General features: G+C 31.7%; 8 protein-coding genes. 6 read left to right on the top strand and 2 right to left on the bottom strand.

Going from position 1 to position 12,845, the window contains the following annotated elements; translation table 11 throughout:
• Positions 1-46: 46 nt before the first annotated feature.
• Both C4S35_RS05620 and C4S35_RS15965 read left to right on the top strand, forming a co-directional pair.
• Positions 47-832 carry an NYN domain-containing protein gene (locus C4S35_RS05620; RefSeq protein ID WP_103999240.1) on the top strand — a complete coding sequence of 262 codons (786 nt, stop codon included), beginning with the start codon at positions 47-49 and terminating at the stop codon, positions 830-832.
• A 110-nt stretch (positions 833-942) separates the two neighbouring features.
• Positions 943-1,398, top strand: a complete 456-nt coding sequence (locus C4S35_RS15965; protein WP_103999239.1) for a hypothetical protein — start codon at positions 943-945, stop codon at positions 1,396-1,398.
• A 46-nt stretch (positions 1,399-1,444) separates the two neighbouring features.
• Here C4S35_RS15965 and C4S35_RS05610 read toward each other — a convergent pair whose 3' ends face one another.
• Complete coding sequence (locus C4S35_RS05610; protein WP_244175200.1) at positions 1,445-3,823, bottom strand: hybrid sensor histidine kinase/response regulator; 2,379 nt, start codon at positions 3,821-3,823, stop codon at positions 1,445-1,447.
• Positions 3,824-6,925: 3,102 nt separating this feature from the next.
• On the opposite strand from C4S35_RS05610, the gene C4S35_RS05600 reads away from it, so the two are divergent.
• The 4 genes from C4S35_RS05600 (at position 6,926) to C4S35_RS15960 (ending at position 11,007) form a co-directional block, all read left to right on the top strand.
• Positions 6,926-7,504 carry a non-canonical purine NTP diphosphatase gene (locus C4S35_RS05600; protein WP_103999236.1) on the top strand — a complete coding sequence of 193 codons (579 nt, stop codon included), beginning with the start codon at positions 6,926-6,928 and terminating at the stop codon, positions 7,502-7,504.
• Between the two features lie 203 nt (positions 7,505-7,707).
• Positions 7,708-9,687 (top strand): DEAD/DEAH box helicase, encoded by a 1,980-nt coding sequence (locus C4S35_RS05595; protein WP_103999235.1) that lies wholly within the window; start codon positions 7,708-7,710, stop codon positions 9,685-9,687.
• 87 nt (positions 9,688-9,774) lie between these two features.
• Positions 9,775-10,542, top strand: a complete 768-nt coding sequence (locus tag C4S35_RS05590) for a carboxypeptidase-like regulatory domain-containing protein (RefSeq protein ID WP_103999234.1) — start codon at positions 9,775-9,777, stop codon at positions 10,540-10,542.
• Between the two features lie 216 nt (positions 10,543-10,758).
• Positions 10,759-11,007: a DHCW motif cupin fold protein gene (locus C4S35_RS15960; protein WP_279627774.1), complete on the top strand. Its 249-nt coding sequence runs from the start codon at positions 10,759-10,761 to the stop codon at positions 11,005-11,007.
• Between the two features lie 245 nt (positions 11,008-11,252).
• Here the strand turns inward: C4S35_RS15960 and C4S35_RS05575 are convergent, their stop codons facing one another.
• Positions 11,253-12,713 carry an aminoacyl-histidine dipeptidase gene (locus tag C4S35_RS05575; protein WP_103999233.1) on the bottom strand — a complete coding sequence of 487 codons (1,461 nt, stop codon included), beginning with the start codon at positions 12,711-12,713 and terminating at the stop codon, positions 11,253-11,255.
• Positions 12,714-12,845 lie beyond the last annotated feature (132 nt).

Below are 12,845 nucleotides of genomic sequence, written 5' to 3'. Positions count from 1 at the left end.
AGAATTATTTCTACGTTTAAAGTAGAAAAATTCAACAATATTAAAAATGTCACAAGATACAATTGAATTAAAACTCGCCGTCCTCATTGATGCTGATAACGTTCCATACAGTAATGTAAAAGGAATGATGGAAGAAATCGCTAAATTTGGGACGCCAACCACCAAACGTATTTATGCCGATTGGACCAAACCAAATGCCGGAGGTTGGAAAAGTGTTTTATTGGAACATGCCATCACGCCTATTCAACAATACAGCTACACGGTTGGTAAAAACTCGTCGGATTCAGCGATGATTATTGACGCCATGGATTTATTATATTCTGATAAAGTAGATGGGTTCTGTATTGTTTCCAGTGATTCCGATTTTACAAGGCTGGCCATTCGTTTGAGAGAATCAGGAATGAAAGTCATTGGAATTGGAGAACAAAAAACACCAAATTCATTTATTGTTGCCTGCGATAGATTTATTTACATCGAAGTTTTGGATGGCGCAATCAAGAAAAAAGCAAAAAAACGTTCGGCCGACACTAAAAAGCCCGTTGAGAAACCTGTTGAAAAACCTGTTGAGAAATCATTAAACAAAATAGATTTACATACAATTGAACTTATCGAAACCACAATAGAAGACATTTGTGATGATGATGGCTGGGCATTTCTTGGAGACGTGGGAAACCTGATCGTAAAGAGAAAACCTGAATTTGACCCAAGAAATTATGGCTTTTCAAAACTAACACCAATGTTAAAATCGCTAACTGATATCCTGGAAATCGACGAAAGAGAATCCGATAAAAAAGGAATTAAGCATGTTTATGTTCGATTACGTTACAGTTAGCGGTAATAGTAGCAGGTCAATAAAGGATGAATTAGAAACATAAACCAAAATAAATAGATCAAGAAATTTTATTTACGGAAAGCCAAAGATTTAAACAATGGTGGCTTTGGATGATTTTACTCGGAATTAACGAATTATTCCTTTTTGGTGCTTTCCAACAAGTTATTGATGGACAGCAATTTGGCGTAAAGCCAATAAGCGAAACAGTACTCATAGTAATAACAGGCCTTACCTTATTATTGACTTTTTTGTTTATTAACTTTCGACTTGATACAATCATTAAAAGGGACAGAATCTATATTCGTTTTTTTCCGTTTCACATAACTTTCAAGCATTACAATTGGAACAATCTTACAAAATCATTCGTCAGACAATACGCTGCAATTTCTGAATATGGTGGTTGGGGTTTAAAATTTGGTTTATTGGGTAAAAGGAAAGCTTATAACATTTCGGGCAACAAAGGACTTCAGCTTGAATTTAATAACAACAAGAAATTACTGATTGGGACTAACAAACCCAACAAGTTCACAGAAACTTTAAGTAAAATTGGACAATTAAAACAGTAAGTAAAAAAAAATATTTCACAAATACGAGTTTAGTATCTGGGAACGTTTAAACTAAATCTTTTATCATTTGAAATAAGGTTTCTTTGTTAATTGGTTTGGATAAATACTGATTCATGCCAATTTCCTTAACCCGCTGTTTTGTAGTTTCCATAACATCAGCAGTCACCGCAATAATTGGAATGTTAGCATTCAATATTCCTGCTTCCCCATTTCTAATTGCAATCGTAGCTTCGTAACCGTCCATAATTGGCATTTGAAGATCCATTAACACAATATCAAATTGATTTGTCTTAAATGCATTTAAACCTTCCTGACCATTGTTTGCATAAACTACCGTGGTATTCAACCATTTTTTGACAATCATTTTAATGACCATTTGATTAATGGGATTATCCTCAACCACTAGAATAGTTTTTCCTTCTAAATCGTAAACTGTTGGCTCAATTACAACTACTTCCTTTTCTTCTTGGAGCACCACATCAAAATCAATTGTAATCTTGCATGTTGTACCTTTATTGACTTTACTATCCATTTCAACAGTTCCGTTTTGCATATCTACTAAAGTTTTGACAATATAAAGCCCTAATCCCAGTCCGCCAAATTTTCGTTTATTATCAATATTATTTTGAGAAAAAGAATCAAAAATGCTTTCCATTTTTTCTTTAGGAATTCCCACTCCTGAATCAGATACAGTGAATATTAAACTAGCTCTATTATTTGGCTTCATTTCAGAATCAATATGAAATTTTATAACCCCTTCCGACGTAAATTTAATGGCATTACTCAAAACATTATTAACCACTTGCACTAATCTGGTCACATCTCCAATCATACAATCTGGTATATTTTCCGATTTTGAAAATTGAAATTCCAATCCTTTATCGTTAGCTCTGTTGATTGCATTATTTTTTAAATGTTCCAAAACTTTGACAGGCTCAAATTGGGACTCTTCGAGTTTAAGTTCACGTTTTTCTATTTTAGAAAAATCCAAAATATCATTAACAGAACTCAATAAACTATGGGAGGAATATTTTATGATTTCGCAGTTTTTTTTGATTGCATCGTCTTTTACTTCTTTAGAAATTGAATCAATCAAATTCATAATAGCATTTAGTGGCGTTCTCAATTCATGACTAATATTAGATAAGAAATAAGATTTTAAGTCATTCATTTCTTGAGAACGAACTAAAGCAAGACGATTGAGTTCGGTTTTTTCATTTTTCAAGTTTCTTATCAAATTAGACATTGAAAGCGATAGGAAAATAACTTCTGAGCCTGTTCCTAATTTCGAACTATTTTGAGTAAAAAAGTTAATAGGAAATAACCCGAAATTATATAAAATAAATATGCCAAAACCAATGATTAAAAATAAAATACCAACAGTAAATAAGGAGTCTACAGGCTTTTTTTTGTAATAAAGATAAATTATTGAATAGACAAGTAAGATCAAAAATACGAGTGTAAGCACATTGACTAAAATATAAGAAAACAACAACAGCGAAGGAATAAAAATCACACAAAACAATAAAAAAAACAATAATGCATACGCTACTTTAAACAAAAAGTAAATTTTATTGCTATTCGTTTTAATTTTCAAAAAGACTTCACTGTATTTCCCCGATAAAAAAACAGCAATTATCGCAATAAATAATACACCATGATTAGAAAACCATCCTGCATTTGGTGTGACATACTTATAAAAAAAACCATCTAAGGCAAACTGCAACAAACCGACAAATAAAACGTATAAACTATAGTATAAAAATATCCTTTCATTTAAAGCAAAAAAGAAGAATAAATAAATAATTGCCGCGATTAACAAAATACCATAAAATATCCCAAAAAATAATTGCTCATTTGAAATCATTTTAATGAAACTTTGCGATGAATAAAGCATCAAAGGAATTTTTATTACTTCACCATCGCTCTTTAAATGTAAAAACAATTTAAGATTGGATTTGGGCTGAATTTTTAACTCAAAAATTGATTTTCTATTATCAAAACTACGCTCAGAATACCGCATAGTATCACCGCTTACCTTTTTGATAATTTTCCCCGAATCATCTACAATATATAGTTCAACCAAATCAGTTATTGGTCTTGCAGTCTCAAGGTAATATTCTAAGGAATTAGCAGTTGGGTTATTAAGTTCGACTTTAGCCCAGAAATTGTCTTCAGTAAAACCCAAATCATCATTTTCGGTTTTAAGTTTGGTAGGATTTAAGGACTCATAATGTGCTATTACCTGCTGAATATTTAAATTTTGCTGGCCTACATCGGCAACAGTAGTGAAATTATGGAGTGATAACTTTTCAGGAAGAGAATTTTTATTAAAAACATATTGTGAAAAACTATTGGTTGAAAACAATAAAACAAATAATAATAGTAAAAAAGTATGGGAGGTATTCGATAATTTTTGATACATGCGCATATAATTTTAGTATTATGTATTTACGATAAAAATAGTATCTTGGATTTTTGCTTTAGTCAAATTAAGTCATTATTTTCTGTTAAAAAAAGATAAATCTTTATTATTATCATTAATTTATTGCAAAAAATTTAACATGAGACAAGAATTTCTCGTTTTGGAAATTATAGCTTTGATTATTTCTATGATTGTTTTTTTCTGTTTTAAAGTAAGGCTAGTGTTAACAATCGTATTATTTGTTCTGCCTATGCAGTATAAAATACGTAGGGAAAGTTTTGTTGTGACTGATAAGTCTAAGAATGATTTTTTTATAAAAAACTTACATACAGCAAATTAACTTTTGGCAGTGGCTGGTTTGCTAATATTGACATCGATATTTTTATTCGCAGTAATAAATTTGCTCATTTATTTATCTATTTATTTTTATTAGGTAATTTAAAAAGTGTAACCGTACATTGAAATTGAAAATATAATAACAAAAAGCAGGATCTTTGAGCCCTCCCACTGTTGGCTGATTTTCAATTATCAACTCATCCAGTATATCGTATAGCTGATTATTAAATTGTCATTATATTCTGGTGACGATAAAAAGTCAAGTAATAAATCAACACCACACTTACAGATACAATTTATTTTTACTAAAAAAGATATAAATCAAGGTTTAAATTAATTATTAACTTATTATAAATGAGATATTAAAGACTATTATTCTTATCCATCAATACCATTTTTTTTCTTCAGTATATTCTTTAAAAAAAGAATTAAAATTCAACTATTAATTTTTAGTGAGGACAAAAAAAGGAGGTCTTTTTAAAGACCTCTTATGTGATTCTGAATTAACGATATTAACTCTTACCGTTACTGGTATAGTCTATTGTGAGTTATCAATCTCATAATAAGATTGACATTCCCAAGTATTCAATCAGAATCACACATAAAGGTATTATTTGTTTCTAAAATAATCAACTGTTAATCAGCATTTAACCAATAATTAACGCAATTAATTTATTGTATTTAAATTGCAAACATTTATACAAATTGTATTAAAAAAATAAACTAAAAATACTGTTCTTGCTATATAGCCATAAAAAAAGGAGGTCTTTTTACAGACCTCCAGTTTAGATTTTGATTTGTCATTATCAGTTTAAATCTTTCGATAAAACTAATTATCAAATACGCTACTCTTTGCAGATGGCCATATTCAACAACAAAGCGAAATCGTACTCAAAGATACCGTTATTTTTATTTTAAGCAATAGTAGTAACATACTTTAACTAATTATTAACTATATGATTTTCAATATTTTAAATACAAAAATATAATAGTAAATCATCAATCGTTTGATGATGATCACATTCCTTAAAATAAAACAATATTCAAAAATAAATCATAATATTCACTAATCTAAATACTGTCAAACCATAAAAAAAGGAGGCCTTTTTAAAGGGCCTCCGATTGTTGATTTTGATTTACCATTTATCAACTCATGCCGTTCAGCATGAAAAGACTATTTGAATAAGCTTCTCTTTGCAGATGATTTTACCCAAGTGATTAATCAAAACCACACTCAAAGATACAATTTGAATTAGTTAAATTTATGAAAAACAATACTTTAACTATTAATTAACCAGTTGATTTTCAATTATTTAAAATAAAACATATTATAATCATAAATTAACTCTTTTGCGTTAACTAGATTCAATTATAAAAATATAAAATTCTTAAAACCACAACATTTACTAAACCACATTTAGCATAAGCCATAAAAAAAGGAGGCCTTTTTAAAGGGCCTCCAAATATGGATTTTGGTTTCTTGCTATCAGTTTATATCTTTCGATGCCACTAACTACTAAATACTCTTCTCTTTGCAGATGGACATATTCAACAATAAACCAAAACCATACTCAAAGATACAATTAATTAAAACTAAATAACTAATAAACAATTAATTAACTAATAATTAACGCGTAAAATTTCGGTGCACTCAAAAACAATTATTTATATAAAAATACACTGGATTTAAGGATTTTAGTTGTGTTAAAAATTAATAAAATACTTTAATAAAATTTTAAACAAAGTTATGTTTTTGCAAAATATCCCAAAAAAAAGAAGGCCTTTTTAAAAGGCCTCCAAATATGGACTTTGGTTTCTTGCTATCAGTTTTTATCTTTCGATGCCACTAACTAGTAAATACTCTTCTCTTTGCAGATGGACATATTCAACAATAAACCAAAACCATACCTAAAGATACAATTAATTAAAACTAAATAACTAATAAACAATTAATTAACTAATAATTAACGCGTAAAATTTCGCTGCCCTTAAAAACAATTATTTATTTAAAAATATAGTGGATTTAAGGATGTTAGTTGCGTGAAAAATTTATAAAATACTTTAATAAAATTTAAAACAAAGTTATGTTTTTGCATAATATCCCAAAAAAAAGGAGGCCTTTTTAAAGGGCCTCCAAATATGGACTTTGGTTTCTTGCTATCAGTTTTTATCTTTCGATGCCACTAACTAGTAAATACTCTTCTCTTTGCAGATGGATATATTCAACAATAAACCAAAACCATACTCAAATATACGACTAATTAAGATTAAAAAACTCATATACAAGTATTTAACTAATGATTAACATCGTAACCTTATTATTAAAAGATATCAATCGCTTCATTAACTCCTTAACTGAATATGAAGCAACATCAGTGATCATTGATTTTTCAAAAAATGATTGATGTGATATCATAAAAAAAGAAGGCCTATAATAAACCTCTAATTGTTGCATCCGATTCATCATTAACAATTCTACCGTTCAGCAAAATCAACTATTTCTGTAATATCGCCATATACTGGTGATACGATTCAAATATTCAATCAAAAGGACAATCAAAGACACCATTAAAACAAAATAAATTAATATAAATCAACGCTTTAATTACAATATAATAAATTAATTTTTTACACTTTTTATTATCATTTTGAACCATTTATACTTACAAATAATAATCCTGCTGTAAAGACAAACTAATAAAAAACGTCTCTATTTCTATCCTTCATGTGTAGAAAATGTATATTTGAAAATTAAAACCAAAAAAAATGCAACTTGTTTTCGCTTCTAATAATAAAAATAAAATCTTGGAATTACAAAGTATGCTTCCTGAAACCATTACTATTATGAGTTTAGAGAGTATTGGCTGTTTTGAAGACATACCTGAAACTGAAGATACTATTGAAGGCAATGCTATTCAAAAAGCCAATTATGTTACCCGCAACTATGGTTATGACTGCTTTGCGGATGACACTGGACTTGAAGTAGATTCTTTAAATGGAGAACCTGGCGTTTACTCCGCACGATATGCTGGAGAACAGCGCAATGCCGATGATAATATGAACAAACTATTGCAGAGTTTATCAGATAAAAACAATAGAGCGGCACAATTTAAAACGGTAATTACGCTGAATTTAAAAGGAAAACAACATCATTTTACCGGAATTGCCCGAGGCGAAATCGCTTCAGAAAAAATAGGCAATCAGGGTTTTGGTTATGACCCCATCTTTAAGCCAGAAGGTTATCCTGAAACTTTTGCCCAATTGCCTTTGGATATAAAAAATAAAATTAGTCATAGAGGTAAGGCTACAAGACAATTGATCGAGTTCTTAAAAGAAAATAAATAAAGAGGGACTAAATCTATTATTATATAAGATTACAACAACCTGAGCCATAATTCAGTACTGAATTGTCTAAACAAAAACTCCAAATTCAGAAAAAAAATTATAACTTTCTGACAATCAAATGGTAATAAATCATTAAATCTTAAAATAGCATTAGTTTATATCGATTATTAACAGTAATTTTGCACCCTATTTTAAAAATACATATGAATAAATTTGAACAATTAGGATTGAGTGAATCGTTACTGAAGGCGATTTTAGATCTAGGATTTGAAAATCCGACCGAAGTACAGGAGAAAGCGATTCCCCTATTATTGGAAAAAGACACAGATATGGTTGCGTTGGCTCAGACAGGGACAGGGAAAACGGCAGCTTTTGGTTTTCCAGTTATTCAGAAAATTGATGCCAACAACAGAAACACACAAGCATTAATTTTATCTCCAACCCGCGAATTGTGTTTGCAGATTACCAACGAAATTAAAAACTACTCTAAATACGAAAAAGGTATTAATGTGGTAGCAGTTTACGGTGGAGCTAGCATAACAGAACAAGCGAGAGACATAAAGAGAGGCGCGCAGATTATTGTGGCAACTCCAGGAAGAATGCAAGACATGATTAATAGAGGTTTGGTAAATATCTCTCAAATCAACTATTGTATTCTTGACGAAGCTGACGAAATGTTGAATATGGGTTTCTACGAAGATATCGTAAACATCCTTTCTACTACGCCAGACGAAAAAAACACATGGTTATTCTCTGCAACAATGCCTGCTGAAGTAGCTCGTATTGGAAAACAATTCATGACTGACCCAATTGAAATTACAGTTGGAGCTAAAAACTCAGGTTCTGCTACCGTTTCTCACGAATTTTACCTTGTAAATGCACGTGATCGTTACGAAGCTTTGAAACGTTTAGCGGATGCTAACCCAGACATTTTCTCTGTAGTTTTTTGTCGTACCAAAAGAGATACGCAAGCTGTTGCTGAAAAATTGGTTGAAGATGGATACAGCGCTGCTGCATTGCACGGAGATTTATCTCAAGCGCAACGTGATGGTGTAATGAAATCTTTTAGAGGAAGACAAATTCAAATGCTTGTAGCTACTGACGTTGCTGCACGTGGAATTGACGTTGATAACATTACTCACGTAGTAAACTACCAATTACCTGATGAAATCGAAACTTACAATCACCGTTCTGGTCGTACTGGTCGTGCTGGTAAATTAGGTACATCTATTGTAATTGTTACTAAAAGTGAATTGCGTAAAATTTCTTCTATCGAAAGAATCATCAAACAAAAATTCGAAGAAAAAACGATTCCTTCTGGAATTGAAATCTGCGAAATCCAATTGTTACACCTAGCTAATAAAATTAAAGATGTAGAAGTTGATCACGAAATTGACAACTATCTTCCTGCAATTAACAGCGTTCTTGAAGATTTAACGAAAGAAGAATTAATCAAGAAAATGGTATCGGTTGAATTTAACCGTTTTATCAATTACTACAAGAAAACTAGAGATCTTTCTAATCAAGCTTCAGGATCTGAAAGACGTGAGCGTGATGATAGAGATGGTGCTCCAAGAGAAAATAACAATGGCGGAGCAACAAGATATTTCGTGAACATCGGTTCTAGAGATAACTTTGATTGGATGTCATTAAAAGATTACTTGAAAGAAACATTAGACTTAGGTCGTGATGACGTTTTCAAAGTAGATGTAAAAGAAGGTTTCTCTTTCTTTAATACTGATCCGGAACATACTGATAAAGTAATGGAAGTTTTGAACAACGTACAATTAGAAGGACGTAGAATCAATGTTGAAATTTCGAAAAACGATGGTGGCGGAAGACGTGACCATAACGGAAGAAGTTCGGGTGGTGGTTTTGGCGGAGGTCGCTCTGGTGGCGAAAGAAGTTCAGCTCCAAGAAGAGAAGGTAGTTTTGCACCAAGAAGAGAAGGTTCTGGCGGTGGTAGTTTCAGAAGCGATAGAAATTCAGCTCCAAGAGAAGGTGGATTTGGCGGAAGAAGTTCAGCTCCAAGAGAAGGTGGTTTTGGCGGAAGAAGTTCAGCTCCAAGAGAGGGCGGTTTTTCTGACAGAGCACCAAGAAACGAAGATAGTTCTGATAGAGCACCAAGACGTTCTGAAGGCTTTGGTGATACACCAAGACCAAGAAGACCAAGAAAAGACTAACATTCATTGTTAATTTTCTTATAATTATAATAGGAAACTACAAAATATTCAATCCCCTTTATTACTTTTAAAGTTTTAAATGAGTTTATGAAATATTTTGTAGTTTTCTTTTTTTTAGTACTTTCCTCAGCTGCTATCGCACAAGACATACAGCCCTCTCAAAAGGTTAATGGTATTATTATCAACAACAATACGAGACAACCTTTGCCCAATGTAAATATCATCAACATTAATAAAGTAAGAGGTGCAACTACCGATTCGAGAGGATATTTCGAAATCGATGTTCAACCAAATGATACTTTACATTTTACTATTTTGGGATACCAATCTTTACGAGTTCGAGTTACAAACGATTGGATAAAAAATAAAAGCACCAAAATTCAACTTACCGAAAAAGCCATCGCGCTAGAGGAAGTAATCATCAGACCCTTTAATTTAACGGGATATCTGGAAGTCGATTCAAAATTAATTCCAACGAAAGAAAATTACCGTTATAGTATTTCCGGCTTAACGCAAGGTTATGAAGCGGGCGAATATTCTCCAAATGCCTTTGGTAGAGTATTGGGTTCTATCTTTAATCCTACGGATATGCTTTATAATTTTTTTGGAAAAAATCCAAAAGAGCTCAAAAAGCTCAAAGAAATGAAGAAGGATGATACGGTTCGAAATCTACTGGAATCTAAATTTGACAGGGAAACTATATCTGTACTTCTTGGCGTAGATAAAAACGAATTAGCCGAAATTTTGCAACGTTGCAATTATTCAGAAGCATTCATACAAACTGCAAATGATTTACAAATCATGGATGCCATAAGTGGCTGTTATGAAGAATATAAAATTCTAAAGAAAAAATAATATAACAGTTTACATTTTTAATCTAAAAATAATTTCAATCCTCAATTGCGAAAGTAGTTGGGGATTTTTATTTAAAAATAAATTTGAGTTTTCGCCAAAATTTTAATTAATCAAAAAACAAGATTTATGTCTAAAATACCTTTCCAAGCCATAAATTGGGATAACATAGAGAAAACAGAATATAAAGGAGAAACAAGAACTGCTTATTGACAAACGATTGGATTAGGAGGACTTAAAATTCGAAAAGTTATTTATTCTGAAGGTTATTTGGCAGATTATTGGTGTCAAAAAGAACATATTGTACATTGTCTTGAGGGCGAACTCATAAGCGAAATGGAGAATGAAGAACATGTTCAACTTTCTAAAGGAATGACTTACGTTGTTTCAGCTGATCTAAGTTCTCATCGCTCTTTAGCTACAAATAAAGTTCAATTATTAATTATAGACGGTGATTTTTTGAAATAATATTGAAAGAAATCAAAATATTATATACATTTACTTACATCAAAATTAAAACCAAAATTTAAATCAAATATCATGGCAAAAAGTCAAGACGCAAAGAAAACTGCAAAAAAAGAGCCTTTAAAAACGGCTAAAGAAAAGAAAGAAGAAAAAAGAGACAAGAAAAACACTCCTAAAAGAGATTAATTCTTATACAAAACCCTCGTTTATTACAAAACGAGGGTTTTTCATTTTATCGAAATTCACTATTATTTGACTGGAATATTAGCTAAAATTTCCAAAACAAATTTCCAAAATTTCTGAGAAGAGGAAATACTCGCTCTTTCATCCGGAGAATGCGCTCCATGAATAGTTGGCCCAAAAGAAATCATATCCATATTAGGATAATTAGTTCCCAGAATTCCACATTCTAATCCTGCGTGACAAGCCACCACTTTCGGTTTCTTGTTATTTTGTTTTTCGTAAATTGCAACAAGCACATCTAGAATCTCCGAATTTACATTTGGAGTCCAACCCGGATAAGAACCGGAAAGCTCTACTTCACAACCTACTAATTCAAAAGCGGAACGTAAAGAATTAGCCAAATCATATTTAGACGTCTCTACAGAAGAACGGGTCAAACATCCGATTGAAATTTCGCCATCTTTAATGATTACTCTGGCAATATTATTAGAAGTTTCAACTAAATCTTCCATATCGGCACTCATTCGATACACGCCGTTGTGTGCTGCATAAATTGCTCTGATAATTCCTTCCTGAACACCTAAATCCATTACTTTTTTTGGTAAATCGCATTTCACGATTTCGATAGTTAAGTTTGGCTCCGTAGTTTTAAATTCGTTTTTGATGTCATTGATGATTTCTTGCATATCAAAAACATAAGCTTCATCAAACATTTCGGAAATAATTACTTTAGCAACACTTTCTCTTGGAATAGCGTTACGTAAACTTCCTCCATTGATTTCCACCACTTGTAAACCGAAGTTTTCAAAAGCGTCAAACAACAATCGGTTCATTATTTTATTGGCATTACCCAACCCTTTATGGATATCCATTCCTGAATGTCCTCCGTTTAATCCTTTTACGGTAATAATATGACCAACTGAACCTTCTGGAACTTCCTCTTCGTGATAACTTCTTGTGGCTGTTACATCAATTCCTCCTGCGCAACCAATGTCAATTTCATCATCTTCCTCTGTATCTAAATTCAAAAGAATTTGACCTTGCAGAATCCCTCCTTTTAAGTTCAAAGCTCCAGTCATTCCTGTTTCTTCATCAATGGTAAACAAAGCTTCCATAGCAGGATGCGGAATGTCTTTGCTTTCTAAAATCGCCATAATTGTGGCAACGCCAAGGCCGTTATCAGCACCTAGAGTTGTTCCTCTAGCACGAACCCAATCTCCATCCACATACATGTCTATTCCTTGTGTATCAAAATCAAAAACGGTATCCGAATTTTTTTGGTGTACCATATCCAAATGTCCTTGTAACACAATCGCTTTACGATTTTCCATTCCTGGAGTAGCCGGTTTGCGTATAATCACATTACGGATTTCATCTTCAAAAGTTTCCAATCCCAGACTCTTTCCGTAGTTTTTCATAAACTCAATCACACGTTCTTCTTTTTTAGAAGGACGAGGTACCGCATTCAAATCAGCAAACTTATTCCAAAGTGCTTTGGGTTCTAAATTTCTTATTTCTTGGCTCATTTATTTTTGTTTGATGTTTAACAATTAAGAAGTACAAAGTTACGGAACTATTCAGCACTAAAAAAAGTCAACTCGAATTTAATGAATTAACGCAAAAATTTAAGTTTTACATAAACCTTCTGCTAAACGAAA

This window comes from Flavobacterium urumqiense, from assembly GCF_900108015.1.
Classification (GTDB): Bacteria; Bacteroidota; Bacteroidia; order Flavobacteriales; family Flavobacteriaceae; genus Flavobacterium; species Flavobacterium urumqiense.
Note: the sequence above shows the minus strand (reverse complement) of the source record. Positions and strands in the feature narration are given on the sequence as shown.